This window comes from Paraburkholderia sp. 40, assembly GCF_050434105.1.
Classification (GTDB): domain Bacteria; phylum Pseudomonadota; class Gammaproteobacteria; order Burkholderiales; family Burkholderiaceae; genus Paraburkholderia; species Paraburkholderia tuberum.
In genome coordinates, this window is sequence record NZ_JBNPVY010000002.1 from 1,000,134 (window position 1) to 1,026,359 (window position 26,226).

20 protein-coding genes and 1 pseudogene are annotated in these 26,226 nt (G+C 63.3%); 10 read left to right on the plus strand and 11 right to left on the minus strand.

All coding sequences use genetic code 11. From position 1 onward, the window contains the following. Positions 1 to 36: 36 nt before the first annotated feature. A pseudogene (locus OKW28_RS05810) lies at positions 37 to 3,523 on the minus strand (DUF2126 domain-containing protein). On the opposite strand from OKW28_RS05810, the gene OKW28_RS05815 reads away from it, so the two are divergent. Continuing rightward, complete coding sequence (locus tag OKW28_RS05815; protein WP_429444159.1) at positions 3,516 to 3,785, plus strand: hypothetical protein; 270 nt, start codon at positions 3,516 to 3,518, stop codon at positions 3,783 to 3,785. The pseudogene OKW28_RS05810 and the gene OKW28_RS05815 overlap by 8 nt on opposite strands. A 62-nt stretch (positions 3,786 to 3,847) precedes the next feature. Continuing rightward, positions 3,848 to 4,948, plus strand: coding sequence for a zinc-binding metallopeptidase family protein (locus tag OKW28_RS05820; protein ID WP_429444160.1), 1,101 nt, complete (start codon positions 3,848 to 3,850; stop codon positions 4,946 to 4,948). 105 nt (positions 4,949 to 5,053) lie between these two features. Here the strand turns inward: OKW28_RS05820 and OKW28_RS05825 are convergent, their stop codons facing one another. The 3 genes from OKW28_RS05825 to OKW28_RS05835 all read right to left on the minus strand — a co-directional run bounded on the left by OKW28_RS05825 (position 5,054) and on the right by OKW28_RS05835 (position 7,761). After that, the gene (locus tag OKW28_RS05825) at positions 5,054 to 6,334 is read right to left on the minus strand and encodes a DUF3443 domain-containing protein (RefSeq protein WP_429446862.1); all 1,281 of its coding nucleotides are present in this window, start codon (positions 6,332 to 6,334) and stop codon (positions 5,054 to 5,056) included. Positions 6,335 to 6,366: 32 nt separating this feature from the next. Then, a complete protein-coding gene (locus tag OKW28_RS05830; protein WP_429446864.1) occupies positions 6,367 to 6,816 on the minus strand; it encodes a DUF2844 domain-containing protein in 450 nt (149 codons plus the stop codon). A gap of 519 nt (positions 6,817 to 7,335) precedes the next feature. Further along, entirely contained in the window at positions 7,336 to 7,761 is a 426-nt protein-coding gene (locus OKW28_RS05835; protein WP_184063446.1) for a phasin family protein, read from the minus strand. Positions 7,762 to 8,121: 360 nt separating this feature from the next. Between OKW28_RS05835 and OKW28_RS05840 the strand changes: the two genes are divergently transcribed. Then, a complete protein-coding gene (locus OKW28_RS05840; RefSeq protein WP_429444161.1) occupies positions 8,122 to 8,574 on the plus strand; it encodes a hypothetical protein in 453 nt (150 codons plus the stop codon). 427 nt (positions 8,575 to 9,001) lie between these two features. Here the strand turns inward: OKW28_RS05840 and OKW28_RS05845 are convergent, their stop codons facing one another. Next, entirely contained in the window at positions 9,002 to 9,127 is a 126-nt protein-coding gene (locus tag OKW28_RS05845; RefSeq protein ID WP_429447002.1) for a hypothetical protein, read from the minus strand. Between OKW28_RS05845 and OKW28_RS05850 the strand changes: the two genes are divergently transcribed. Beyond that, a complete protein-coding gene (locus OKW28_RS05850) occupies positions 9,105 to 9,896 on the plus strand; it encodes a DUF4410 domain-containing protein (protein WP_429444162.1) in 792 nt (263 codons plus the stop codon). The two genes, OKW28_RS05845 and OKW28_RS05850, sit on opposite strands and share 23 nt — an antisense overlap. A gap of 111 nt (positions 9,897 to 10,007) precedes the next feature. On the opposite strand, the gene OKW28_RS05855 is transcribed toward OKW28_RS05850, so the two are convergent. Next, positions 10,008 to 10,439, minus strand: a complete 432-nt coding sequence (locus tag OKW28_RS05855) for a response regulator (RefSeq protein ID WP_429291618.1) — start codon at positions 10,437 to 10,439, stop codon at positions 10,008 to 10,010. A 314-nt stretch (positions 10,440 to 10,753) separates the two neighbouring features. On the opposite strand from OKW28_RS05855, the gene OKW28_RS05860 reads away from it, so the two are divergent. Beyond that, positions 10,754 to 12,964, plus strand: coding sequence for a TonB-dependent receptor (locus OKW28_RS05860; RefSeq protein ID WP_429444163.1), 2,211 nt, complete (start codon positions 10,754 to 10,756; stop codon positions 12,962 to 12,964). Positions 12,965 to 13,089: 125 nt separating this feature from the next. Here OKW28_RS05860 and OKW28_RS05865 read toward each other — a convergent pair whose 3' ends face one another. The 3 genes from OKW28_RS05865 to OKW28_RS05875 all read right to left on the minus strand — a co-directional run bounded on the left by OKW28_RS05865 (position 13,090) and on the right by OKW28_RS05875 (position 14,643). Further along, positions 13,090 to 13,227 carry a hypothetical protein gene (locus OKW28_RS05865; protein ID WP_429444164.1) on the minus strand — a complete coding sequence of 46 codons (138 nt, stop codon included), beginning with the start codon at positions 13,225 to 13,227 and terminating at the stop codon, positions 13,090 to 13,092. A gap of 48 nt (positions 13,228 to 13,275) precedes the next feature. Then, entirely contained in the window at positions 13,276 to 13,773 is a 498-nt protein-coding gene (locus OKW28_RS05870) for a universal stress protein (RefSeq protein ID WP_429444165.1), read from the minus strand. Positions 13,774 to 14,325: 552 nt separating this feature from the next. Continuing rightward, positions 14,326 to 14,643: a DUF1840 domain-containing protein gene (locus OKW28_RS05875; protein WP_429444166.1), complete on the minus strand. Its 318-nt coding sequence runs from the start codon at positions 14,641 to 14,643 to the stop codon at positions 14,326 to 14,328. Between the two features lie 301 nt (positions 14,644 to 14,944). Here OKW28_RS05875 and OKW28_RS05880 point away from each other — a divergent pair, with 301 nt between their 5' ends. The 3 genes from OKW28_RS05880 (at position 14,945) to OKW28_RS05890 (ending at position 18,447) form a co-directional block, all read left to right on the plus strand. After that, positions 14,945 to 16,111 carry an HPP family protein gene (locus OKW28_RS05880; protein ID WP_429444167.1) on the plus strand — a complete coding sequence of 389 codons (1,167 nt, stop codon included), beginning with the start codon at positions 14,945 to 14,947 and terminating at the stop codon, positions 16,109 to 16,111. A gap of 117 nt (positions 16,112 to 16,228) precedes the next feature. Next, complete coding sequence (locus OKW28_RS05885) at positions 16,229 to 16,645, plus strand: MarR family winged helix-turn-helix transcriptional regulator (protein ID WP_429444168.1); 417 nt, start codon at positions 16,229 to 16,231, stop codon at positions 16,643 to 16,645. A 2-nt stretch (positions 16,646 to 16,647) separates the two neighbouring features. Further along, positions 16,648 to 18,447 carry a chloride channel protein gene (locus OKW28_RS05890; RefSeq protein ID WP_429444169.1) on the plus strand — a complete coding sequence of 600 codons (1,800 nt, stop codon included), beginning with the start codon at positions 16,648 to 16,650 and terminating at the stop codon, positions 18,445 to 18,447. A gap of 67 nt (positions 18,448 to 18,514) precedes the next feature. On the opposite strand, the gene OKW28_RS05895 is transcribed toward OKW28_RS05890, so the two are convergent. Beyond that, positions 18,515 to 18,826: a hypothetical protein gene (locus tag OKW28_RS05895; protein ID WP_429444170.1), complete on the minus strand. Its 312-nt coding sequence runs from the start codon at positions 18,824 to 18,826 to the stop codon at positions 18,515 to 18,517. Positions 18,827 to 19,041: 215 nt separating this feature from the next. Continuing rightward, entirely contained in the window at positions 19,042 to 19,944 is a 903-nt protein-coding gene (locus OKW28_RS05900; protein ID WP_429444171.1) for a glutamate/aspartate ABC transporter substrate-binding protein, read from the minus strand. A gap of 2,902 nt (positions 19,945 to 22,846) precedes the next feature. Here OKW28_RS05900 and OKW28_RS05905 point away from each other — a divergent pair. Then, entirely contained in the window at positions 22,847 to 23,578 is a 732-nt protein-coding gene (locus OKW28_RS05905; RefSeq protein WP_429444172.1) for a protein-L-isoaspartate(D-aspartate) O-methyltransferase, read from the plus strand. Positions 23,579 to 23,677: 99 nt separating this feature from the next. Continuing rightward, on the plus strand, positions 23,678 to 26,182 hold the full coding sequence (locus tag OKW28_RS05910) for a spermidine synthase (protein WP_429444173.1): 2,505 nt from the start codon (positions 23,678 to 23,680) through the stop codon (positions 26,180 to 26,182). Positions 26,183 to 26,226 lie beyond the last annotated feature (44 nt).

The following is a 26,226-nucleotide window of genomic DNA, read 5'->3' on the forward strand; positions in this document are numbered from 1 at the left end:
AGGCCAAGGTCGTTTGCTGTCAGTGATGCGTGTTTTTCAACGGTGGCGCAGATCGAGTGTGAACGGAAACTCGCGGCTGCGCTGCGGTCCGCCCACGACGAGCGGCCCGGGCGTATGACCCGACGCGAAGAAGCGCGCGCGTCGCCGGCTTTCCGCCTCGTAGGCGTTCACCGGGAAGGTCTGATAGTTGCGCCCGCCCGGATGAGCGACATGATACTGGCATCCGCCGAGCGAGCGGCCGCTCCATGTGTCGACGAGGTCGAACGTGAGCGGCGCGTGTACGCCGATCGTCGGATGCAGCGCCGACGACTGCGACCACGCGCGAAAACGCACGCCGGCCACGTACTCGCTGACGCGGCCGGTCGGCTGCAAAGGCACCGGCACGCCGTTGACGCTCAGCACGTGACGATTGCCGTTCAACCCGAGCGCGCGCACCTCGAGCCGCTCGACCGACGAATCGACATAGCGCACCGTGGCGCCGCTCGCGCCCTCCTCGCCCATCACGTGCCATGGTTCGAGCGCATTGCGGATCGTCAGGTCGATGCCGCTCAGCGTCATCTCGCCGACGAGCGGGAAGCGGAATTCGAAGTGCGGCGCGAACCAGGCGCTATCGAAGGCGAAGCCGGCTTCGCCGAGCTCGGCGAGCACGTCGTCGAAATCCATCTTCACGAAGGTGCCGAGCAGGAAGCGATCGTGCAACTCGGTGCCCCAGCGGGTGAGCCGCTGCGTGTACGGCATGCGCCAGAATCGCGCGACCAGTGCGCGCAGCAGCAGTTGCTGCACGAGACTCATGCGCGCGTGCGGCGGCATCTCGAAGCCGCGCAGCTCCAGCAGGCCGAGGCGGCCGGTCGGGCCGTCGGGCGAATACAGCTTGTCGATGCAAGAACTCGGCGCGGTGCGTGTTGCCGGTCACGTCGATCAGGATGTTGCGCAGCGCGCGGTCGATCGTCCACGGCGGCAGGTTGCCGCTGTCGCGGCCGCCGAGCAGATCGACCTGGCGTTGCAGTTCGGAGAACGCGATCTCGAGTTCGTAGACCTGATCGTTGCGCGCTTCGTCGACGCGCGGTGCCTGGCTCGTCGGTCCGATGAACAGCCCCGAGAACAGATACGACAGCGACGGATGGTTGTGCCAGTAGGCGATCAGGCTCGCGAGCAGATCGGGCCGGCGCAGGAACGGGCTGTCGGCCGGCGTCGCGCCGCCGAGCACGAAGTGATTGCCGCCGCCGGTGCCAGTGTGGCGCCCGTCGAGCATGAACTTCTCGCTGCTCAGATAGCTGTGCGCGGCCGACTGATATAGGTACTCGGTGTGATCGACGAGCTCGTCCCAGTTCGCGGCCGGATGAATGTTGACTTCGATCACGCCGGGGTCCGGTGTCACCTGCAGCACTTTCAGACGCGGATCGCGCGGCGGCGGATAGCCTTCGAGCACGATCTGCATCTTCAGCTCCGCGGCCGTCGCTTCGACTGCGGCGAGCAGGTCGAGATAGTCGTCGAGATCGGTCAGCGGCGGCATGAATACGTGCAGCAGCGTACGGCCGCTGCCGAACGAATCGGCTTCGGCTTCCGGGCCGGCCGCGCGTTTCGGGTCGCGCACCTCCACGCACACCGCGGTACGCAGCGTGTCCTTCGACGATTCGCCAAGCGCGGGCAGCGATTCGTCATGGCGCTGCGACGCATACGCGAGCACGCCGCCGTGCGGCATGCCGCTCAGCAGATCGGCCGCCGGCAGCGACAGCGCGGCCGCCTGCCGCGCGCTCGTCTGTTCCTCGGTGATCTGCCGGCCCTCGCGCCCGCCTTCGTACTGCACGCGCAACTGCGCGGCCGTGCGCAGCGGCTGCGGCGGTGCGAACGGATCGTGCGCGTGCTGATACGGATAGTCGGTCTTCGACACCCACGGCAGCGATTCGAGCGGCAGCCGGTAGCCCATCGGCGAATCGCCGGGAATCAGATACATGCGGTCGTCGCGGAAGAACCAGCGGCCCGTGATCCACGTCGGCGTGATGCCCGGCGCGCCGCGCTCGCGGCCGATCGGCAGCACGTAGCCCGCCGGGCTCGCGAGCCCGGCGTCGAACACGCGCCGCAGTCGCACGCGTTCGAGCTCGTCGTCGAGCCGCGCGTCGAACGGATCGACGTTCACCGGCAGGCGACGCTCGCGCCACAGGTAGTACCAGGTGTCTTCGTAGCCGGGCTGGATGCAGTCGGGGTCGAGCGATAGCTTCGCGGCCAGATGCGCGATGAAGCGTTGCGCGTCGGCGGCCGTGTAGCGGCCCGGCTCGCGTTCGTCAGCGAACAGGGCCGGGTTGTGCCAGCATGGCTCGCCGTCGGTGCGCCAGTACAGCGACATCGCCCAGCGCGGCAACTGCTCGCCCGGATACCACTTGCCCTGGCCGATATGCAGGAAGCCGTTCGCGCCGTAGCGGTCGCGCAGGCGGTCCATCAGCGCGACCGCGTAGCCGCGCTTGGTGGGTCCAAGCGCGTCGGTGTTCCATTCGGCGGCGTCGCGATCGCGCACCGATACGAAGGTCGGCTCGCCGCCCATCGTCAGTCGCACGTCCATGTCGGCGAGTTCGTAGTCGACCCGCGCGCCCATCTTCAGCACGTCGTGCCACGCGGCTTCGCTATACGGCTTCGTGACGCGCGGCGACTCGAGCACGCGTTCGATCGACATCGTGTGTCCGAACTCGACCTCGCTTTCGTCGACCGCGCCCGAGATCGGCGCCGCGCTGCCCGGCTCCGGCGTGCACGCGACCGGTATGTGCCCTTCCCCCGCGAGCAGCCCCGAGGTCGGATCGAGCCCGATCCAGCCCGCCCCTGGCAGATAGACCTCGCACCACGCGTGCAGGTCGGTGAAGTCGACCTCGGTGCCGCTCGGGCCGTCGATCGATCTGACGTCGGGCGCGAGCTGCAGCAGATAGCCCGACACGAAGCGCGCCGCGAAGCCCAGCTGCCGCAGCGTCTCGACGAGCAGCCAGCCCGAATCGCGGCACGAGCCCGCCGCGTTGGTCAAGGTTTCCTCCGGCGTCTGCACGCCCGGCTCCATCCGGATCAGGTAGCGGATCTCGCGTTGCAGCCGCTGGTTCAGCGCCACCAGGAAGTTCGCGGTGCCGGCCGGCGTGCGGTCGATGCTCGCGACGAACTCGGCGAAGCGCGGCGTCATCGGCCGCCTCACGCGGTAGGGCGCGAGTTCGGCCGCCAGCTCCGGCGCGTAGTCGAATGGAAATTGCTCGGCCGATGGTTCGAGAAAGAAGTCGAACGGGTTGTAGACGGCCATTTCGGCGACCAGATCGACGCTCACCTTGAACTCACGGGTCTGCTCGGGAAACACGAGCCGCGCCTGATAGTTGGCGAACGCGTCCTGCTGCCAGTTGATGAAGTGCCTCGCGGGTTCGACGCGCATCGAGTACGACAGGATCGGCGTACGACAATGCGGCGCGGGCCGCAGCCGCACGACCTGGGGTGACAGCGTGACCAGCCTGTCGTAGCGGTAATGAGTAACGTGATGCAACGCGACGCGTATGGACACTCCGGACTCCTCGACGAAGGGGGCAGCCCGCCAAAAAAGCAAGCTCTATGCCGTTGCTGGACAAATCCGTATGAATCGTTTGGTGTTGTCTGAACTGCGTTTGCGTTGCGTACCGCGCGCCCTGCCGCGGGCTCGCGTCGGATCGTGCACCAAAGCGGCGCAGCGCCGATGCACGATCATGACCGTACTGTGCGTTAAAGCGGTGACGTCTGGCAATCGCGGCATGAAGATTGCGACCGGCTTTCGTCCGCTATCGCGTTGATGATGCCGCTTACCATGGCTCATCACCGCAAACGACATAGCACCGATCACGAGGCCCGCCAGATGAAAACCTTCCACTGCAATCGCTGCGCGCAACTCGTGTTCTACGAGAACGTCCGCTGCGAGCGCTGCGAGTCGCTGCTCGGCTATCTGCCTGAACTGCGGGAAATCAGCGCGTTCGGGGACGCCGGCGACGGCCGCTGGCGCAGCCTGCATCCCGAGGCGAATGGCGCGCTGTTCCGACAATGCCACAACTACGCGGTCGAAAACGTCTGCAACTGGATGATCCCGGCCGATTCGCCCGACACGCTGTGCCACGCCTGCCAGTTGACCCGCACGATTCCGAATCTGAGCGAACCGGAAAACCGGCTCTACTGGTACCGGCTCGAAGTCGCGAAGCGGCGTCTGCTGTACACGCTGGGCGAGCTTGGCCTCGACGTGCGATCGCGCGACGCGGACCCCGAGCGCGGTCTCGCCTTCGAGTTTCTCGCCGACGGCGGCGTCGGCAAGCCCGTGATGACCGGTCACGACAACGGGCTGATCACGCTGAACATCGCCGAGGCCGACGACGCGCATCGCGAGAAAGTGCGCACCGCGATGGGCGAGCCGTACCGCACGCTGCTCGGCCACTTCCGCCACGAGACGGGCCACTACTTTTTCCGCCACCTGATCGAAACCGAGCCGCGCTGGCTCGAACCGTTTCGCAAGCTGTTCGGCGACGAGCAGGCCGACTACGGCGAAGCGCTGGACGCCTACTATCGCGACGGCGCGCCGGCCGACTGGCAGGCGTCGTACATCAGCGCTTACGCGACGATGCATCCGTGGGAAGACTGGGCGGAGACATGGGCGCACTATCTGCTGATCGTCGACGTGCTCGACACGTCGACGTCTTACGGCCTCGCGCTGCTGCCCGACGATCCGAGCGAGCCGACGCTGACCGACCGCACGCCGGTCGAGGACGCGAGCTTCGGCAATCTGATGAAGCGCTGGTTTCCGCTCACCTATGCGCTGAACAGTCTGAATCGCAGTCTCGGCATGCCCGACGGCTATCCGTTCACGCTCGCCGCGCCGGTGGTCGACAAGCTGCGCTTTGTGCATCGCGTGATCGCGGCAGCGGGTGACAAGCGCGACAAGCGGGGCGACCGCGAACCAACAAGCGCATAAAAACGCCCGCCGCCGGACCAGCCGGCAGCGGGCGCTTATGATGCGCATCATCGAGCCGCGAGCAACCGGCTACACGCGCTCGGTTCGCCACTTCAATACGCGACTTCAGTACGCCACATAAGGCCCCTTCCCACCCGGCGTCGACTGCTGCTCGATCGCCGCATAGACATTGCGACCGTAGAAGAACGGCAGCCCCCAGTCGAACACCGTCGACGTGACGAACGCCGGGCCCGCGAGCAGCGGCAATGCCGAGTCGCCGCTATAAGTCTGCGCGATCGACATCGCATTGCCAACGTTGAACGTCACCGCGCTCGTCGTGCCATTCACGCCTTCGATCATCGCGCTCAACTGCTGCGTCGAGCTCGGGCAGTAATAAGCGCTGTTCGGGCTCGCGCAGGCCGGCATCAAGGTGGTCTGGAAGAAGAGTCCCGTCGAGCCGCTGTCCATAATGCTGCGCGTATACGTGGTGCCGTTCTGCACCGTCGTGAACGTGCCGTTCGACGGGCTCACACCGACCACCTGCGTCCCGCCGAGCGCATTGTTGCTCTGCGTGCCGATGCCGAACACGAGTTGCCCCGACACCGATGGCGCGCCGCCCGACACGGTCGGCAGACTGAGCATCGAGCCGTTGTTGTCGGTCGCGAAGTACGGCACCGGATTGGCGACCTGGTACGTCTCCGCGAGCGGTATCGATGTGCAGCTGGTGCCGCTGCACCCGTAGTAGGTCGCGGGGATCGCCTGCTGCACGCAGTTCGCGCCGCAGTCGTGCTTGAACACACCGATGCCGAGAATGCCGTTCGCCTGCAAGGCGGCCGGCGTATTGCGCGCCGCGCCGACGGCCGCGCAATCGCCCGGCAGCGACGCGTAGCCCGGATCGATCACCTGGATCGGCAGCGCAGCGGCTTTCTCGCCCGCGATCTGCACATCGGCGAGCTTCACCGCGCCCCACGTGTAGCCGTCGAAGAACTGCATGCATTCGGCAACAAGGTTGCCCGAGCCGTCCTTCTGCTGCGGCAGGCTCATCGACGCGGGCAATTGCGACGCGAACACGCGCACGCCCCACGAGCCGGTATCGACGAGCACGTGATCGATCGTCTGGCAGTTGCTGGTGCCGGGCGCGCAGACCGTGATGCTGACGAACGGCATGTTCGGCACGTTGCTGACGCCCGAGTCGACCGTCACGCGCACCGCGTTGGCGGCCAGCACCTGCGGCGACGGCGACGTGTTGGTCACGGTCGAACCCGACGAGCTGGTCGAGCTGCCCGAACCGTTCGAGTTGCTGGAGGTGCTCGAATTGGCCGTGGTGCTCGCGCTGCCGCCCCCGCCGCCGCACGCGCTCAACAGCAGCGCGAGAACCACGATGGGCGCCGCCCCCAGCAGAGTCATCCACGAAGACCTGGATCGCATGATTCGCTCCGTTATTGAATAACGCTGACGTCGACGCCCGCGGGCACCGCCTGCGGCAGATAGGCGTAGCCGGTGAACGCGCGCAGATGGCCGCTCGAGAACACCACGAGATCACTGTTCGAGACCGCGAGCGCCGCGCCGCGCCGCGCCGCGCTGGCGGCGACGTAGGCATCGAAGGACGCGCCGAGCATCGCCTTCAGATCGGGCAGCGTCGGGCCATCCCACGCGACGCCGAACACGATGCCGTTGGCCGCCACGTATTCGCGCACCTGGGTGCCGGACGGCAGCGTCAGCGCATGCACCGAATACGCGCCCTGCGCGCTGGCCGCGCGAGCAATCGCATGCAGGCGCGTCTGATCGCCGTCGACGGTGCTGGCGTTCTGGCCGAGCGTGGCGTGCGCGCCGAACGGCAACGCGCAGCTTGCCCCGAGCATTGCGCAGGCAATGCGGGTAAGAAGCATCGGTTTCAAGAGATTTCCTTCGAGGTGAAACGCCGCGACCTGCATGTAGCCGATCACAAACGCGAGACTAGGGGCGCACACCTGACCGGCAAAGCCGGTTGCCTTCACGCCGGTTGGGCTGCGTGAATGCGTCTACGGAAAGGGGAGGCGAAACTTTAGTCAGGGGAATGGCGCGCGGCAATCGTTTGCGGCGCGATCGAAACTGTTCGGAGTTGTTGAATCGATCGACCGGGTTTGATCAGCGTGGGCAAAGCCTTTTGGCGACAATGCTTTGACGCTTATTCGGTTTCCGTCTGACGTTTAGAACTGACCGACTGCGAAAATTACGGCCGCCACGCGTAAAAGTTGCGAACGTGAGCAGCGTTTGTTCATCGATGTAAGCGTCTGCCGAATAACGAGCGGGCGGAGTCCACATTCCTCTGACTACGTGAGGCTTGCGACGCAAATCCCGACGGGCAAAAAAAGCGGAGGGCCTGGCGGCCCTCCGCGTCATAGATCGTCCGGAACTCGCGGCGTGCGCTACTTCTTCTGTTGCTGAAGAAGCGACTTCAACTCCTGCACGTTCTCCTCGACGCGTTTCGCGATCACCCCATACGACTCCGCCTGCGTCTGATACGCGGCTTGTGCGAGCTGTTGCATGTCGGCGAGCGATTTGTGCAGGCTCTGCTGGATCAGCTCCGCGGTTTTGCTCGACGGCGCGGTGCCGGCCGCCGTGAGCTGCGCAGTCAGCGCCTGTAGCTCGCCCAGCGTGGTGCGCAGCATGTCGGCCTGTTTCTGCGCGAGCGACTGCATCCCCTGGAATGCTGTCTGATTCGCCTGAACCAGCGCTTCCATGTCCTTTCGGCGCGCTTCCATGATGGCGGGCACGTCGAAGCCGGGGAGCTTGAACTGCTCCAGCATTTTGGTTAGATCGCCAAACGGATTGGCTGCATCGGGTCGGTCCATGCGAAATCCTCCTTGCGGTTGAAGACTCATCGCCTCTGCGTCGCCCGCACCAGGCGCGACGCCGATGCCGGCGGCTGCGTGTGCCGCGCGTGCCGCCACAGCAAGGTGCTTTTGGGGTCGCACGGCACATCGGAGCAATCATGCGCTATCTGGCTGGGTTGCGCCAGCGGGCTCACCCTGGCGAAAACCGGTTCACGGCAACTTGCGTCGCTTCGAGGTCCGCGCCGCTAAGCCGCGCGCCGCGAAAGGCTCGGAAAGTTACTGAATGGCTTTCGTAACCCGACGAATCAGCGGGTCGACTATCGTTGCGAGGAGCCGGTCCATCGTGGCGCCGGCGCTGTTTTCGATGGGAGCGACATCATGAGAAAAGCATTCTTCGGCGCGGCCGTGGCCGCGGTTCTTGGCATCATCGCGACGGCCGCGCTCGCCGACGACGGCATGCCGCCGCCCCCGCCCGCCGCTATGCACGACGGCGGCCCGCGCGGCGACGGGCCGCCGGGGCATGGTCCGATGATGGGTCATCCGAGCCCAGCTTTCGCGGTGATCAATGATCTCGAACAACTGCGCCGTCTATACGCGCTAAACGGTCATGAAGGCGAGATCATCGCCGTCTACCACGACGTGCTGAACAAGACCCAGGACCCGATGCTGCGTCACTACGTGTACGACTCGCTCGCGCGCGAGCAACTGAAGCCCGCCAATCCCGAGCAGGCGATCGCGACGCTACGCACGAGTCTCGCCGAAGATCTCGTGGCGGCGAACAAGGCGCCGCATGGTCCGCCGCCGGGTCAGCCAGCGGCACAACCGCAATAAATTTTCATCGCGAATTGCGAATAAAGCGCCGCCCCACGTGGCGCTTTTTCTTTGCGCCGGAAGCGCTCCCGCCGCCCCGCCCCGCGCAGCTTTCCGGGACTACGTTACCTGTCCCACATTGGCGCTTCACTGACGCTTTTCATCTTCCGTCAGGTGATTACGATAGGAGCTCCGCAACGTCAGGGCAGGGTGAAGGAATGCGCTATCCGCTTGACATGGCCATTGCCGCCGCCCTGCTAGTTTTCGTCCTGTGCTGCATCGTCAAGCTCGCTTTGAACTGATCGGCGGCTCGACGTCCGCGCGCTCTTCTTCGTTTCGCCGTGACATCGCTCGAAATAATTGTTGAATGGAGTTCGGCGAGCCGCTCACCCATACTTCGTTCGCTGCCGGTGCGTGACGAATCACAGACGCATGAGATCGAAAGGCTTCACGTGCGAATCCCTTCGCCGATGATCGACGATCCCACGGTTGCCCGATCATCGGCGATGGACTCGAACAGACTGGCACCGCGTGCCGACCACAGGATCATCATGTTGACTTCAGTGAACTTCATCAAAAAGAACGCCGCCCGTTTCACCTGCATGGCACTCGTGTGCGGCGGCGCGCTGCTGAGCGGCTGCGCCGGCGCCAGCGTCACGAATCTGAGCGCGACGAGCACGTCCGCGACGGCCGACGCAGGCACGCAATCGACGATGCATCCGGACACGATCTACGTCTACACGTTCGATGCCGATCCGCAGCAGGTCAAGCTCGACAACGGCGGTATGCTGAAAAAACTGAAGATGCAGATGTCGGGCTCGTCGGACGCGCAGAAGCAGGTTGCCGATGCCGCCCAGGTGCGCGAGCAGGTCGCCGACGAGATCGTCCATCAGCTGCAGGCGATGGGTCTGCACGCGGTGCGCACCGACGCGCCGGTGCCCGCCGGCCAGAACGTGCTGCTCGTGCAAGGCAGCTTCGAGACGATCGACGCTGGCAATCGCCGTCGCCGCACGCTGATCGGCTTGGGCGCGGGCAAGAGCGAGGTGAGCAGCGCGGTGCGGATCGTCTACCAGCCCGCGGGCGGCACGCCGCGTGTCGTGCAGAGCTTCACGGCCAACGCGGACAGCGGCAAGATGCCCGGCATGGTCGAAACCGCCGGGGTCGGCGCGGCGGCCGGCACCGTCGCGACCGCGGCAGCGGCCGGCGCGGGCCTGCACGGCGTGACCGAAACGAAGCGCGCGGGCGTGTCGGACGATGCAAAGCGCCTCGCCGATGCAGTCGCGAAACAGATCGCGCAGTTCGGCGTGCAAGCCGGCTGGATGCAGACCGCGCGAAAGAGCTGAGCAGTTGAGCGCGGCGGGTTGCGCGTCCGACTAAAGAGCGCGGTTGAAAAGCGCGGCGGTGTGGAGCGATGCCCACGCCGCCGCGCTTTTTTATCGACGCGCGCCCCGTCGCTAGCCGCGCCACAACCCTCGCAGCAGTGCGAGCAGCGCGGCCGGCGCCGTGCCCTTCTGGCAATAACCGTCGAAGTTGTGGCGCTCGCGGCCGGTTTGCCTCACGTGGTCCTCGTCCAGCGACGTAAACGCGACGATGCCGAGGCTGTGCGTCGGCAGATAGCGGCGCAGCGCGCTCGCCGTTTCGTAGCCGTCGCGCTCCGGCATCATGATGTCGAGCACGACGACGTCGGGCACCCAGTTGCGCACGCAGTGCAGCGCCGCCGTGCAGCCGGTCGCGGCGCGCGCCTCGACGCCCTCGTAGGAAAGCCAGGTGGCAAGCGCTTCGCCGGCGTTCTCGTTGTCGTCGATGACGAGCACGCGCGGCACGTCGTGCAATAGCTGGACCTCTCGGGCGCTCCACCTCTGGCAGGTAGTCGGATTTCGTGGCATGTATGGCGGCCTGCGAGTAAACCTTTGGGCGGGTAGCAAGCGCTGTACCGCGCCTGCGTCGGCGTCAAACCGGTGCGTCGCGGCGGCTCGACGTCATCGAAAACCTCCACTTTTGCCATCAGTTCTGTAAAACGTTGCGTCTCTACAATAGGAATGATTCCTATTTGCACTATAATTCCGCCGAACCTTTCGTTCCGCGCTCGGACTGCTTACATAAACGGCATCATCCGCGCGTGCAACCAGGAAAAATGCCGCCCGGATTCCAACTAGCGCCCCGGGACGGAAGATCGACGAGCACGCCTACTTTCCAATTCATGTCCGTTTCACGCTGGAATCGCCCGCAGGCCACGCCTGCTCAAGCCACTCTGCATCGCGCCACCATCCTTGCCGCCATCGCCGTCGCTTTCAGTGTCCCGGCCAGCGCGTTCGCTCAATCCACCGACTCCGCCCCCGCCGCCGACGGCACGCTGCCCGCCATCAAGGTTCAGGCGGCCGCCGTCGAAGAGTTGCCCGGCGACCTGTCGCCGACATACGCAGGCGGCCAGGTCGCACGCGGCGCCGACTACGGCGTGCTCGGCAAGCAGCGCAACATCGACATGCCGTTCAGCATGACGACCTACACGGCCAAGCTGATCAAGGATCAGCAGGCGCGCACGCTCGCGGACGTGGTCGAAAACGACCCGTCGGTGCGAACCGCGTACGGCTATGGCAACTTCTCGGAAGTGTTCGTGATTCGCGGCTTCCAGCTCAATGCCGACGACATCTCGATCAACGGTCTGTACGGCGTTACGCCGCGCCAGTTGGTCTCGACCGCGGCGGTCGAGCGGGTCGACGTGTTCAAGGGCGCCAACGCGTTCCTGAACGGTGCTTCGCCGACGGGCTCGGCGATCGGCGGCGGCGTGAACGTGCAGCTGAAGCGAGCGGAGGACACGCCGACCACCAACGTGACACTCGCAACCAGCGGCTCCGGCGAGTTCGGCGCGCAGGTGGACGTCGGCCGACGCTTCGGCAGCGAAGGCCAGTTCGGGATCCGCGTGAACCAGGCGAATCGTGACGGCGAGACGAGCATCGACGGCGAACACCGCCGCGACAACACCACGGCCGTCGCGCTCGACTGGCGCGGCGACAAGCTGCGTCTGTCCGGCGACTTCCTGTATCAGCGCGAGCACGTCAGCGACGGCCGCCCGGTCGTCTGCTTCACCGACGCGATTCCCGCCGTGCCGCCGGCAACGTACAACTACGCGCAGAACTGGTCGTACACGAACCTCGAAGACACCGTCGGCATCCTGAAGGCCGAATACGACTTCCTGCCGGGCTGGACCGCTTATGCGACCGGTGGTGTGCGCCGCACGGTCGAGCAAGGTGAGTACTACTCGCCGACCTATTCGTCGACCGGCGTCACCGGTGCCCGTCTCGGCGTGCCGTACAACCAGAATTCGACCTCCGCCGAAGTCGGCGTGCGCGGCCGCTTCGACACTGGCCCGGTGTCGCATATGGTTGCGGCGGGCGGCGCCATCACGAGCGAGAACACCAACTCCGCGTGGACCTACGCCTTCATGGGGCCGGTCTCGCTCTACAACACGGTGCAGACGCCTTACCCGGCCACGACGATGTCAGGCGGCAACCTGGCCGATCCGGGCATGACGGCCGCCACGGTGATCCGCAGCGTGTCCGCGTCCGACACGCTCGGCTTCCTGCATGACCGGGTGCTGTTCACCGTCGGCGCGCGTCGCCAGCAGATCGCGACGGCCAACTACGACAACACGGGCATCGGCAGCGGCAACTACAGCGACGGCATCACGACGCCGCTGTTCGGCGTCGTTCTGCGCCCGACGCAGAAGGTGTCGATCTTCGCGAACCGCAGCGAAGCGCTGGCCGCGGGCAGCATCGCCCCGGCGGGCACGCTGAACTACGGTCAACAACTGGCGCCGGTCCGCACGAAGCAGTGGGAAGTGGGTGTCAAGTACGACACCGAAAGGCTCGGTGCGTCGTTTGCCGCTTTCCAGATCGAACAGCCGTCGGCGTTCACCGACCCGGCCACGCATATCTATGGCCTGAACGGCAACGAACGCCATCGCGGTCTCGAAGCCGAAGTGCACGGCGAGCCGCTCAAGGGCCTGCGTCTGCTGGCCGGCGCTTCGCTGATGGACGCGACGCTCGAGAACACACAAGGCGGAACGTACGACGGCAACCGTCCGGTGGGCGTGCCGACTTTCCTGTTCAACCTGGGCGCCGATTACGACATTCCGATGGTGCCGGGGCTCGCGGTCAACGCGCGCTGGATCCATACCGGCGCTCAGGAAGCGAACGCGGCCAACACGCTGTCGATCCCGTCGTGGAGCCGCTTCGACCTGGGGGCGCGTTACGAGACGTCCATCTACGGCAAGAGGACGACGTTGCGCGCCACCGTGCAGAACGTGACGAACAAGGCGTACTGGTCAGCCGTGTCGGCCTACGGCGCGACGACGTACCTGACCCAGGGCGCACCGCGTACGTTCCTGTTTTCGGTCAGCACCGACTTCTGATTGTCTGACGTGATGTCGGTCGCCTGTGCCAGCGGTTTGCATGCATGACAAAACGCTGCCAGGCTTTCGGGCTGGCAGCGTTTTAGTGTTTCCGCGCGAACTGAACGGCGTGGCGCCGCCCCTCGTCACTCGACCGGCGGCTCGCCTTCGGGTTTTTTCTTCGGCCGCTGCGCATCGGCGGCGCGCTGCGGCAGCTTGCTCTGTTCGTTATCGCTGTGCCTGACGGGCTGAGGATGATTGAACGGTTCGTCGACGTCTTTCATGGTGTGCCTCCGTGCCAACGCAACACAACTCAACACACAAAACGACGCTCATGAATGTTCGGCGGACCGCGCGATCTCGCCCGTGCCTGCGACTGCGGCCGGCGCATCGGTTGCCGCGCCCATCGTCACCAGCACGCTGCACGTCACGCGATCGAGCAGCAGTCCGTCGTGCCGGCCACCCCACCATCGCGCGAGTCCATGACTGCGACGATGACCGACGACGACCAGATCGGCCTTCAGATCGTTAGCGAAAAACGGAATCTCATCGAGTGGTTCGCCGATCGCGAGATGACCGGTCGCGCGAATTCCGCGTGCGGCGAGCTTCTGTAAGCCCTCGTCGAGCAGCGTTTTGGCGGATTCGTTGATGAAATCGACCGGCACCGCGGACGTGATGTCCGCGCCCTGCATCCACGCCGTATTGTTGAGCACGGAAAGCAGATGCACTTCAGCGTTCAGGTCTTGCGCGAGAGCGGCACCGTCCTTCAACGCGTGTTGTCCTTCGCGAGTTCCGTCGTAGCAGAGAAGAATGCGCTTGAAGCTCGACATGAGAACCTCCTTGCGCCGCGCGGCACGTGGTCAATTAATTATATGTCAATTCGTGATATATACCGCGCGACGCCGATGCATGCAAATACCTACAGAAACGCCGTCAAACAGGCGCTATTTGCGAGTTTCGGCTACCACCGAATCCCTGCCCTGAAATAGCGGTTGCTCGGCGCGGCGATCAGGAACACCGCGCTACGACTCAGGCCACAGAAAGAAAACATGAGCAGCGTTTGCCGCGGGATCGACGGGCAAACCATAGCCATGCAACCGAGCGGTCCATGCCTCGTGCGGCGAACCGTTCGGCCATCTCACGAGCACCACCGCTCCGCTGGACAACTGGTCGACAACGGTGCCGCCATATACGCCGATCACACTGCTTCGCACTCCGGTGCCGCACGATGCGGTGCAAGAGCCGCGCACCGGCTGCGGGTATCGGCCGGTCTGCTGCGCGGGTGAGAACGCATAGGCAAGCGGAACGGCGCAAACCGAAATAAGGAGGATTGTGAAACGTCGACGCGACGCAAGTTGTTTCATCGCGATTCCCTCGACGAACTACAGCCCCCAGATGATGTCCGCGTCCGAGTCGCGCGCCGCACGCATCATGTCCAGAAACGGCCACGCGCGCTGCGACAGCCGGTTGCGCGACTCGCGTTGATTACTGGTTGAGCAGTGCAACGCTTCAAGGGTCGTTTCCGCGGCCGTGTCTTCGGTGATGGCGGCTTCGAGCCGATCGATCGCGCGGTGCAGCTCGTCGTGGCTGATAACGCCCCGCTCGCCGAGCCGCTTGCCGATCAGACCAAGCAGATATTGCGCGAGATCCCTGAGCATGACGACATCCGGCGACGCCGTCGATTGAAACGTGATCATCATGATGGCTCCTTTATCGGTCTATCAGGCAACGGGCCAACCGGTCCTCCCAATCCGTCTGCTCTCATTTTATATCACGACGTGATAAATAAGAACGGGCCGAGGGGTGATTTGGGGCCATGCAGAAGCACGTCGGCCGTGTTCTCGACTGTCTGCGATATGTGACAAATTCCGCGTGCCGCGCAAGGGGCGGAGAACTTTTTATATCATATTGAAATATAATCATGACCAGACTGTATTCGCGTTGCCAGGGTCTCCCCGGTAATGTCGGGCCCGGCATCATCGACTACTTTCTGCTCCTATCTTGTCCCGCTCTCCTGCTCTCGGCTGGTTTGCCAGCTTTCTCCCTGCACCGGTCACCGTGAAATGGCACGAGCGTGCGCGTTCGTGCCTCGGCGCGCTGCTCGGCATCGCGTTCACCGGCGGTCTGATGTATCTGCTGCTCGGCCCCGTCGCAAATATTCCGCTGCTCGTCGCGCCGATGGGCGCTTCCGCCGTGTTGCTGTTCGCGGTGCCCGCGAGCCCGCTCGCGCAGCCATGGTCGTTCATCGGCGGCAACCTCGTGTCCGCGACGGTCGGCGTAACCTGCGCGATGCTGATCGGCGATCCGACGCTGGCGGCCGCCCTCGCGGTGGCGCTGTCGATCTCCGGCATGTTCGCGCTGCGCTGCGTGCACCCGCCGTCGGGCGCGGTCGCGTTGACCGCAGTGCTGGGCGGCCCGGTCATTCATGCGCTCGGCTACCGCTTCGTGCTCGAACCGATCGCGATCCAGTCGGCCGCGCTGCTGTTCGCGGCGCTCGTCTATCACGCGGCAACCGGCCACCGTTATCCGCATGCGGGACGCCAGGACCGCGCGACGCCGAGTCAGGCGGCCGACGAAGCCGCGCGCGTCGGCTTCACACGCGAAGACGTCAAAGCCGTGCTCGGGCGCCGTGACGAACTGCTCGACATCGACACCGACGACCTCTATTCACTGCTGCGCGAAACTCAGCTTCAGGCGTTCTCGCGCAGCTTCGACGAACTGCGCTGCGAAGACGTGATGTCGCGCCACGTCGTGTCGGTGTCGCCGGGCACGCGCGCCGCCGCCGCATGGCAGTTGTTCGAGCGCCACAACGTGAAGGCGCTGCCGGTCGTCGACGCGGCGCAGAAACTGCTAGGCATCGTCACGCGCGCCGATTTCGTCGACAGAAGGAGCTTCGGCGCGCTCAGTCCGATCCTGAACTACTTCGACGGCTGGCTGCGCGGCGATGCGCTTCGCACGTCGAACGTCGGCAGCGTGATGACCACCGACGTCTGCACCGTCGCCGTCACCGATCCGATCACGGAACTCGTGCCGATGTTCGCGAACTTCGGCCATCACCACATCCCGGTGCTCGACCGCGCGGGCCGCGCGGTCGGCATGATCACGCAGGTGGACCTGATCTCCGGCCTGTATCGGCAAACCGCCACCCGAGCCCGCGAGGCGGCCTGATTTTCAATTAAAAGACCGAGGAGACCTGCCGCGCAATGCCGTTGCGACGGCCGCAATTCGCTTATATACGTCATGACGTGATATATTTTCGGTTTTCTTCGCATCGGCGGATTTGCCATGAAAGTACGGACTCGCAAGCTCCTCAAGAGCGATTTCGAGCAGTTGTCGCAATTTCGCTACCAGATGCGGCGCTTCGAGCGCTTCTCGGAGCAGGCCGCGCAAAGCGAGGGCATCACGCCGTTGCAATACCTGTTGTTGCTGCACATCAAGGGCTATCCGGAGCGCGACTGGGCGACCGTCGGCGAACTCGCGGAGCGTCTGCAGGCGCAACATCACGGCGTCGTCGCGCTGGTATCGCGCTGCGAGGCACTGAATCTCGTGCGCCGCCAGGTCAGCGAGACCGATCGCCGCCAGGTTGAAGTACACATCGAAAGAGCGGGAGAACGGGTACTCGAACGGCTTGCGGAACTGCATCGCGCCGAATTGAGATCGCTCGAAGGCTCCTTCCAGGTTCCACGGATCGACCTCGACTAACCATGAGCATGGATTCCCACAAACGCGACTTCGCGGCGAATGCACGGCTGCCCGGCATCTTCGCGCTCGCCGCAGGCATCGGCTTCGTCAGCACGATTGCCGCCTTTGTTCTGCTGAACCTGATTCGCCTGTTCACCAATCTGTTTTTCTTCGGCACGCTGTCGTTCGTCGACCGCTCGCCCGCCACCAATACGCTTGGCATTTGGGTGATCGGCGTGCCGGTGATCGGTGGTTTGATCGTCGGGCTGATGGCGCGCTTCGGCTCCGAAAAGATTCGCGGCCACGGCATTCCCGAGGCGATCGAGGCGATCCTGTTCGGCAAGAGCAGGATGTCGCCGAAAGTGGCGGTGCTCAAGCCATTGTCGTCGGGCATCGTGATCGGCAGCGGCGGGCCGTTCGGCGCGGAAGGCCCGATCATCATGACCGGCGGCGCGCTCGGCTCGCTGATCGCGCAGTGCGTGAAGGTCACGTCGGCGGAACGCAAGACGCTGCTCGTAGCGGGCGCGGCGGCCGGCATGACCGCGGTGTTCGGCACGCCGCTCGCGGCCGTGCTGCTCGCGGTCGAACTGCTGCTGTTCGAATGGCGGCCGCGCAGCTTCCTGCCAGTCGCGGTGGCGTGCGCGGTCGCTGGCTTCGCCCGCGTGATTTTCTTCGGTACAGGTCCGCTGTTTCCGCTACAGACTGCCGCGCCCGATGGCTGGTCGCTGCTGTCGTGCGTGGTCGCGGGCGTGTTGTCGGGCGCGCTGGCGTCCGGCCTGTCCGCCGCGCTCTACAAGGTGGAAGACCTGTTCGGCAAGCTGCCGATCCACTGGATGTGGTGGCCTGCGCTCGGCGGCATCGTCGTCGGCATCGGCGGCTGGCTCGAACCGCGCGCGCTCGGCGTCGGTTACGACGTGATCGGCGATCTGCTGCATCAGCACATTGCGGTGCAGGTCGCCCTTTTGCTGCTCGCCGTGAAGGCGGTGATGTGGGTCATCGCGCTCGGCTCGGGCACGTCGGGCGGTGTGCTCGCACCGCTCCTGATGCTCGGTGCCGGACTCGGCGCGGTGCTCGCGCATTGGCTCCCGGGCAGCGAACCGGCGCTGTGGCCGCTCGTCTGCATGGCCGCGACGCTTGGTGCCACGCTCGGCGCGCCGCTGACGGCCATCGTGTTCGCGTTCGGCCTCACGCACGACGCCAACGCGCTATTGCCGCTACTGACGGCAACGCTGATCGCGCACGGCTTCTCCACGGTCGTGATGCGGCGCTCGATCATGACCGAAAAAATCGCGCGACGCGGCTATCACATCTATCGCGAGTACGGCGTCGATCCGCTCGAGCGCCACTATGTCGACGAAGTGATGACCGCCTCGGTCGAATCGGTCGATGCCGCCACGACGGTCGGCGCAACGCTGCAGACGCTGTTCGGCGCGAACCAGCTGCGCCGCGCGTATCCGGTGGTGCGCGACGGCGCGGTGATCGGCGTGGCCGACCGCATGTTGCTCGAACGCTTCTGCGCCGAGGACACGGAACGCAAGCGCGCGATGACGCTCGCCGACGTGTTCGCGCAACACAACACCGCGTTTGCTTTGTCATCCGAAACCTGCCGGCTGGTGGCGACGCGGCTCGCCGTGCTGGGGCTCGAACGCCTCCCGGTGGTCGCCGATCGCAACAGCATGCGTCTGGTGGGGATCGTGTCGCGCAGCGATCTGGTCAAGCCGTCGCTCGCGCACTTCGAAGAAGAACACAAACGGGAACGATTCCGTCGTATCGGGCCGTCGCTCAGCAAGCGGCGCTTCGCGCCGGTTCGTAAAGCCAGCTAAAAAGACCGCAGTAAAAATCAAAGGCCGAGCCCCGTTAGGGCCTCGGCCTTTTTATTCGCGCATGGAGCTATTTGCCCGCGCCACGCGACTCGACGCAACCCAGCACGAGCGTGTCGCCCGATTTCGCGCCGGGACCCAGCGCCGCAGTGTGGAAGTCCGCGTGGTCGCAATGCCATTCGGCGTGGAAGTCGCGTGGGCATGCCATCGTCGTGCCACCTTTGTGCAGACCGGGCAGCGCGTAATCGCAAGTTTCCCGTCCGTTGCAATGACGCTCGAGCTCACGAGTCAGGTTGCCGCGCGGCGCGCCGCAATTCTCGCCATAGGTGCCCGATATGATCGTAATCGCGCGCATTTGTGCGTCGGCGTTTGCGGACACCATGAATACGCCGCTTGCCAACGCCAGCGCAGCACGAAGAATTCCACTGGGGAAAATCCGTCCGCGCCGCGAAGATTCCATCGGCCTCTTCACTTTGCACCTCCGTTCCAGCTATAGGCGACGTTCAACCGAAACGCGCCGCCTATAGCCAGGTATAGAGGAAAGAGCAAAAGTCTGCCACAAGAAACCATTCCTACGCGCAATAGCGGCCAAAGCCGTTATTCGAGCGCCTTGTCGTTTGGCGTCGCGTAAAGCTGTTGCAGCGAATCGCTCATCGGAAAGTCGAAGCTGATGTTTTTCGGCGGCACCGGCTTGATGAACCATCGGTCGTACATCGTGTGGATTTCCGGTCCTTTCATCACCTGTTCGAGCGTGTCGTCGACGAGCTTTCTGAACTCCGGATCGTCGCGGCGCAACATGAAGCCATACGCTTCCGACGATTGTGGCGTGCCGGTGATGATCCAGTCCGACGGCTTCGCGGTCAGCGTGCGCGTGCCGGCAAGCAACACGTCATCCATCATGTACGCGACGGCGCGGCCGCTTTCGAGCGTGAGACGCCCTTCGCCGTAATCTTTCGCGCTGATGATCTGCATGTTCATCTTCTTGTCCTCGTTCATCTTGCGCAGGATGCGCTCGGACGTCGTGCCCTGATTCGTCACGACCGTCTTGCCCGCGAGATCCGGAAAGTCCTTGATGCCCGAGTCCTTGCGTGTCAGAAGACGCGTCGTCGCGACGAAGAACGTGTCGGCGAACGTCACCTGGCTTTGGCGCGCGACGAGATTGGTCGTCACGCCGCATTCGAGATCGACCGTGCCGTTCTGCACGAGCGGAATGCGATTCTGCGAGGTGACCGGGATGAAGCGCACCTTGAGGTCCGGACGCTTCGTTTTCGCCTTGACCGCATCGATGACCTTGTTGCACAGGTCCTGCGAAAAGCCGACCACCTCGTTGTTCGTGTCGACGTACGAGAACGGTACCGACGTCTCGCGATGGCCAATCGCGATCACGCCGCTTCGCTGGATCTTCGCGAGCGTGGGCGTCGCGTCCTGCGCGAACGCGCCCGGACTCGCCAACGTTGCCGCCATGAGCATGGCAACAGTGGACCAATTCATCACTTTCATGGGTATCTCCAATCGTGCGGCAGGTTCCTGATGGATGGCGGGCTGCTGCGCCAGCCGTCTACATATGTTGCCATTAAAAAAATAAATGCAACATATGTTAACTACCGAGTGTTGAAACGCCGCGTGGCTTAAGACGACCGGATAACTGAGATCACAAGCGCGGCTTTCGCTGCCGCGGATCGGCTCAGCGCCAACTCAAATGAGACTGCCCGACACGCCAGATGAGATTTTCCGCCTTCCACGTCAAACTTGATGAGATTTTGGAAGTTCACGGCGACTTCTCGTATCATTGTTGACGATAAAACTTATTAATTGAAAAGCAATTAAAATAGCTTAAAACCCCTCGCGACGCTCGGGGCCAAACATACGGATCGCCTGTAGTGCGCGGAGCCGGGCCACTGATCCGTATCTCATCAGAGGACGGAGCGTCCGTTGCGGAGTTTCCGCACTGCTGTTGCGACGCAGCAAAGCGGCAAGCCCGTCAATCGACCGTCTATCATTCAGTGAGAGGGCGGCGGCCGTATTTGACCAATCAAAATCTTCTTCGCTACGCGTAAAGTCAATATCTTCGAGAAGGAGAAAAAGACGTACGAGATCTCCAACGAGTTCATGATCTCTTCGGGCGAATGCACGTTCAATAGACATCGCGAAAGGCGACGCTGACTGGGGTTTTGCCTTCCGCAAATCAAATCCGCAAGAACAGACAGAGGGGGCACCACGGTCCAACCCGAGCGTTTGTCTGCACTCAGGACATTCGAAATGCAACGCCTGCTTATGAATAACGCACGAACATATAAGTCGGTTGGACCACCGACGGCGAAGATAATCGCATTCGCAAAGACATGAAACGCAGACAGGTGTCGCGTATGCTCGGAGCAACGAAGCCCGTGGTCGTGCTGCATAACTCAGAAAGAAATCCCTTTCGCCGTTAAAAACGACCGTGGACGCCAGTGACGATATGCCCAATGTGTCAAATATCTCCTGAAGCACCTTTGGGTCAGTCAGTACTGGTCGACGAAACCGCAGTTGAAAGGCGAGCAACATCTCTAACGGTGATCGCCATCCGTTCAATAAAGCGGCCCTGAGGAGGACGCCTTGCGGCGATTCATCCGCAAATGGATTTGGACGAGCCAATAGGTGATCGTTCATCCCTCAACTGCTCCATGTATGCCTCCTTCACACGCGCATCTGACAGCCGAAATGGATTAACACCTGGCGGAGTTAGCGCGACCGACGAGGTTACCTTTACCTCCTCAGAACCTGAAGTAACAGCATTTGTTGCTGGATCTACTATGTTGATCTCCTCCATCGACACATCCGCCGGTTCGTCATCAGGCACTGGAACCTGTGCCGACTTGCCCCCGAGCAACGCTCTTTGACGCGTTTTTTAATGGCACCTGCCGCTTCTCGAATGTCTCGCCATAATTTGGCTCGAGCCTGATGCAACGTATGCTCTCCGACCTTAGCTAAATCCTTCTCTCCGGCTTCTTTGAACCGGCTGCGAATCTCCTGGTGCTCGTAGCGACTGAGACCCTTCATATACGTAGGGCGACAGGGATCGGCAAACACGTAACTACTACGAACCGGAAGTGGCGACTGAAGGGTTGACCGCCCCCTCAGACCCGCACGGCATCGAGTTAATTAGATTTGTTGCACTCTGGTGCTTGTATCGGGAAGCTAAATTAGTTGGAGACGCCCGAGCAACAGCAATTGCTCACTGGGCGATCTGGGACGCTCATGACAGGATTTACAAACATCCGACATTCGCACATGTTTTTCAGCCGTATCTGACTCTCGTTCAAAGACTTGAACCAGAAAGCATTCGGGCACTTTCACCAGTTTGGCCTCCAGAGGGTGAATCGTCCGCAAATATGCGACCATTAAGAATCTACCGCCTTTATCCGCAGATAGACGGGGATGAGTTGAGGAAGCGTAATTTAAAGCCTGGCTTCGCCGACATCTGGGATCCGTGGTGAATTGTCCAACGCACACAGTTAGCGTCGCGACTAGCGAACTGACGGTCGCTCGAAAGTGGTTCGCCGTGGGATCGGTTCGTCAAGCGATTCGCGTATGGACAACGGTTAGCTGGGGTCGTATCCGTCCTTCGGCACCCTTAGCAGTGAGGGACTAATAGCCGGCGTTTTCGTCCGCTATTAGTTAGGCGCCTGATTTTCTTTATTGAATGTGACGCGGATGTTCTATCACAAAAGCCAGTTGCCTACATCCGCAATTCGGCCATTGCAGACATTGGCACGGCTGGTGTTCTACGTCAGCAATGTGGCGGACCGCTGACGGTGACGTCATCGAGCAACCCTACGGCAGCTTTCCGCATCAGCGAACTCACACTCTCGACCCGGAACGGACGTATGCCGTTGCGAGAGATCAAAGACCGCTCTCAATGGCTCTCCGGCCATTCGGTTTCCTGTTTGCTCGGCATTGGGCGAATCCCATGCGAGGTCCAATAGTCGTTCGGCGCTTTGAGTGTTACAACAGATCTCTTCTGTTAGACCGGCGGGTCTTTCTTGACGTCGGAAGTTGCGCAGAGCTCGCAGCGATGATGTCTGACACGCGGCAAGCGCTACACTCCGGCACTCACGGGTGTCGAAGTTTTTCGTTGTGAAGCGATGCGCTCGCGCATTCCGGAATCAAGGCCATTGCATCGTTAATGCGACGGTTAATGCGACGCTCGCTGGTAGCCACTTCCATGCGGTGAAGTGGCCCGAGCCGGGCATCCTCATTCAGACGTCAGTCAGCTGTATCAGCGCATGCCGCCGCCATTGGGCGACGAGCTCGGGGGCTGCGCCTGACACGCGGCGGGCCGGGCGCGCCCTGTCCGACCGCGCGTGCGCGGGCGTAGAATTGCAGCACGTCAGGCAACAGGGGCGGCACGGTGAAACCAGTCATGCTGCGCTGGCTGCGCACCCTGATTCCAGCAATTGCTCTGGTGTGGATGTCTTGCGGCATTCACGCGGCCGACGATTTTGCGCCCCTTCGTGCGAAAATGATCAACGACATCGCGGATCTCACGGCCGAAACCTTCGCCGCAACCGGCAGACCCGCCATCGATCCGCGCGTGCTCGACGCGATGGACCAGGTGCCCCGCCACCAGTTCGTCCGGCCTGGCGAGGAGCGCGACGCCTACGAGAACCGGCCGCTTCCCATCGGCTATGGCCAGACCATTTCGCAGCCGTACATTGTCGCGCTGATGACCGACCTGATGATGATCAAGCCCACTGATGTCGTGCTGGAGGTCGGCACCGGCTCCGGGTACCAGGCGGCGATCCTCTCGACACTCGCGCGAGCAGTATATACGATCGAAATCATCGAGCCTTTGGGCAAGGTGGCACAGGAGCGCCTGCAGCGGCTCGCGTACAAGCGGGTGAACACCACGGTGGGAGACGGCTATTACGGGTGGGAAGCCCACGCACCCTACGACGCCATCATCGTCACGGCCGCCGCGAGCCATGTCCCTCCTCCTCTCGTGCGGCAGTTGAAGCCGGGCGGCAGGATTGTCATTCCGGTAGGCGCGCCGTTTCTGACACAGTATCTGCTGCTGATCACGAAGGCGAACGACGGGACCGTCTCCACGCGACAGATTCTGCCCGTCAGCTTCGTGCCGCTCGTCGGGCACTGATTCTGCGCGGGAATCAGGCGACGCAAAGGGACAACGCGCCCCCCCATCAGCATGGGCTGAGCGCGCCCCGTCCTCCACCCCCTTCAGGTACACGCAATCATGCCCGCCGCGCCGTTGTTCGCCCTCTCCCTGCTCTCGGCCGCAGTGCTTGGTTACGAGATCCTGTTGATGCGACTCTTTTCGATCATTCAATGGCATCACTTCGCGTACATGATGATCAGCGTCGCCCTGCTGGGTTACGGAGCAGCCGGCGCGATGGTTGCGCTGGCGCAACGCTGGCTCGCGCCCCGGTTCGCAGCCGTGTTCGTCGGCAGCGCATTTCTGTTCGGCGTTCTTTCGGTTGCCTCGTTCGCTTTCGCTCAGCGTGTCGCGTTCAACCCGCTGGAGATTCTGTGGGATCCGCGCGAACCTTTGCGCCTGCTCCTGATCTATCTGCTCCTCTTCGTTCCTTTCTTTTGCGCCGCGACCAGCGTCTGTCTCACGTTCACGCGGTTCAACGATCAGATTCCCCGCATTTACAGTTTCGACATCGGCGGGGCGGGCTTGGGCAGCATCGCAATCATTGGCGTGCTATTCGCGCTCCGGCCACTGGATGCGCTACGGTTACTGGGTGCTGCGGGCATTGCGGCAGCGGCGCTGGCATGTGTCGAATGCCGCTGGCACCGGCCGTGGTTGCCGGCCCTGTTGCTCGGCGCCGCGACCGTATTGGCCGTCGGCCTGCCGCGCGACTGGCTCGCATTGCGGCCGTCGGAGTACAAGGAATTGAGCCAGGCCCTGCGCATCAAGGACGCGCACGTGGTCGCCGAAAGCTCGAGCCCGCTGGGTCTCGTCACGGTGGTAGAGAGCCCCTTGATTCCTTTCCGGCATGCGCCCGGGCTGAGCCTCAACGCGACGATGGAGCCGCCGCCGCAACTCGGCGTGTTTACCGACGGCGACGGACTGTCCGCGCTCAATCGCTATGACGGACGGCGGGAACCGCTCGGTTACCTTGACTATCTGACCTCCGCGCTTCCTTATCATTTGCTGCGGCGGCCCAAAGTCCTCGTGCTTGGCAGCGGCGCTGGAGTCGACGTATTGCAGGCGCTGTACCACGAAGCGAGCGCGATCGACGCGGTAGAACTGAATCCGCAGATAGTCGACGCGGTGCAGCGCCGCTTCGCCGATTTTTCTGGCAAGCCTTACAGCGCACCCAACGTTCGCATGTTGATCGGCGAAGCGCGGGGTTTCGTCGCCGCGAGCAGCGAGCGCTACGATCTCATCCAGGTCGCTTTGCTGGATTCGTTCAGCGCCTCCTCGGCCGGCCTTTACGCACTTTCCGAGAGCTACCTGTACACCGTGCAGGCGTTTCAGGACTATCTGCGCCATCTCAACCCGGGTGGCATGCTGGCGATCACGCGCTGGGTCACGCTGCCCCCGCGCGACGTCCTGAAGCTGTTTGCGACGGGCGTCCTGGCGATGGAGAGCACCGGCGTGACGCAACCGTTTCGTCGGCTCGTGCTGATCCGCGGCTGGAATACCGCGACGCTGCTGGTCAAGAACGGCGAGTTCGATGACGCGGACATCGCCGCGCTGGGCACCTTCTGCCGCGCCCGTTCGTTCGACGTCGGATACTACCCGGGGATGCAGGCCGACGAAGCGAATCGCTACAATGTGCTTGAAAGACCCTACTTCTTCGAAGCCGCGCGCGCTCTGCTGAGCCCCGGGCGAGACACGTTCTGGGCACGCTACAAGTTCGACGTCCGACCCGCCACGGACGACAAGCCGTACTTCTTTCACTTCTTCAAATGGCGGTCGCTGCCTGAGTTTCTCGCGTTGAAGGGGCGAGGTGGCCTGCCCTTGCTGGAATGGGGCTATCCGGTACTGATCGCGACGCTGCTTCAGGCCACGTTGACGGCCATGGCATTGATCCTCTTTCCTCTCTGGGTAATGACGCGCCGCCAGCGCACGGCGCATGGTTCGCCGCTCTTAAAGGCTACCTCCCGCGGTAACGCCGCTGCTTCGGTGGCGGCGATATCCGGATGTAGGGTCGCGATATATTTCGTCGCGATCGGCTTCGCCTTCATGTTCATCGAAATCGCGTTCATCCAGAAGTTCATCCTGCTCCTGAGTCACCCGCTCTACGCTGTCGCCGTCGTGCTATGCGCGTTCCTTTCGTTCGCGGGACTTGGAAGCCGGTACACGCAGCGCCTGCAGGGCCGCGAGGCGCTCCTGGCCGGCTACGCGCCGCAGCCGTGCAGGAATACGAATCGCTGGTCGGTCGCGGCGACGGCCATCGGTGCGATCTCCGCCATCTCGTCCTTCTACCTGCTTGTGCTCCCCGCTCTGTTCCCGTTGCTGATCCCGCTATCCGATCCGGCCAGGATCGTGATCGCCGTGCTGCTCGTCGCGCCGCTCGCGTTTGCGATGGGGATGCCCTTTCCGCTGGGGCTCAGCCGCGTTGCTGCCGGCGCCGAAATGCTCGTGCCGTGGGCCTGGGGCGTCAACGCGTGCACTTCCGTGATGGCTGCAGTTCTGGCGACGGTACTGGCAATTCATCTGGGCTTTACCGCAGTGGTCGTGATAGCGGTCTTGCTCTATCTTGCCGCGGCGGCTTCCTATCCTTGATCCGGTTTGATTCGGCGTGGTTTCCAACGGGCCCGCGTGCTCCC

What these genes read in the sequence shown, in the direction of transcription:
- OKW28_RS05815 (WP_429444159.1), top strand. Translation starts at nt 3,516, where the DNA reads ATGGACACTCCGGACTCCTCGACGAAGGGGGCAGCCCGCCAAAAAAGC.
- OKW28_RS05875 (WP_429444166.1), bottom strand. Translation starts at nt 14,643, where the DNA reads ATGATGATCACGTTTCAATCGACGGCGTCGCCGGATGTCGTCATGCTC.
- OKW28_RS05900 (WP_429444171.1), bottom strand. Translation starts at nt 19,944, where the DNA reads ATGAAAGTGATGAATTGGTCCACTGTTGCCATGCTCATGGCGGCAACG.
- OKW28_RS05890 (WP_429444169.1), top strand. Translation starts at nt 16,648, where the DNA reads ATGAGCATGGATTCCCACAAACGCGACTTCGCGGCGAATGCACGGCTG.
- OKW28_RS05885 (WP_429444168.1), top strand. Translation starts at nt 16,229, where the DNA reads ATGAAAGTACGGACTCGCAAGCTCCTCAAGAGCGATTTCGAGCAGTTG.
- OKW28_RS05905 (WP_429444172.1), top strand. Translation starts at nt 22,847, where the DNA reads ATGCTGCGCTGGCTGCGCACCCTGATTCCAGCAATTGCTCTGGTGTGG.
- OKW28_RS05895 (WP_429444170.1), bottom strand. Translation starts at nt 18,826, where the DNA reads ATGGTGTCCGCAAACGCCGACGCACAAATGCGCGCGATTACGATCATA.
- OKW28_RS05910 (WP_429444173.1), top strand. Translation starts at nt 23,678, where the DNA reads ATGCCCGCCGCGCCGTTGTTCGCCCTCTCCCTGCTCTCGGCCGCAGTG.
- OKW28_RS05840 (WP_429444161.1), top strand. Translation starts at nt 8,122, where the DNA reads ATGAGAAAAGCATTCTTCGGCGCGGCCGTGGCCGCGGTTCTTGGCATC.
- OKW28_RS05845 (WP_429447002.1), bottom strand. Translation starts at nt 9,127, where the DNA reads ATGAAGTTCACTGAAGTCAACATGATGATCCTGTGGTCGGCACGCGGT.
- OKW28_RS05865 (WP_429444164.1), bottom strand. Translation starts at nt 13,227, where the DNA reads ATGAAAGACGTCGACGAACCGTTCAATCATCCTCAGCCCGTCAGGCAC.
- OKW28_RS05825 (WP_429446862.1), bottom strand. Translation starts at nt 6,334, where the DNA reads ATGACTCTGCTGGGGGCGGCGCCCATCGTGGTTCTCGCGCTGCTGTTG.
- OKW28_RS05855 (WP_429291618.1), bottom strand. Translation starts at nt 10,439, where the DNA reads ATGCCACGAAATCCGACTACCTGCCAGAGGTGGAGCGCCCGAGAGGTC.
- OKW28_RS05830 (WP_429446864.1), bottom strand. Translation starts at nt 6,816, where the DNA reads ATGCTTCTTACCCGCATTGCCTGCGCAATGCTCGGGGCAAGCTGCGCG.
- OKW28_RS05860 (WP_429444163.1), top strand. Translation starts at nt 10,754, where the DNA reads ATGTCCGTTTCACGCTGGAATCGCCCGCAGGCCACGCCTGCTCAAGCC.
- OKW28_RS05820 (WP_429444160.1), top strand. Translation starts at nt 3,848, where the DNA reads ATGAAAACCTTCCACTGCAATCGCTGCGCGCAACTCGTGTTCTACGAG.
- OKW28_RS05835 (WP_184063446.1), bottom strand. Translation starts at nt 7,761, where the DNA reads ATGGACCGACCCGATGCAGCCAATCCGTTTGGCGATCTAACCAAAATG.
- OKW28_RS05870 (WP_429444165.1), bottom strand. Translation starts at nt 13,773, where the DNA reads ATGTCGAGCTTCAAGCGCATTCTTCTCTGCTACGACGGAACTCGCGAA.
- OKW28_RS05850 (WP_429444162.1), top strand. Translation starts at nt 9,105, where the DNA reads ATGTTGACTTCAGTGAACTTCATCAAAAAGAACGCCGCCCGTTTCACC.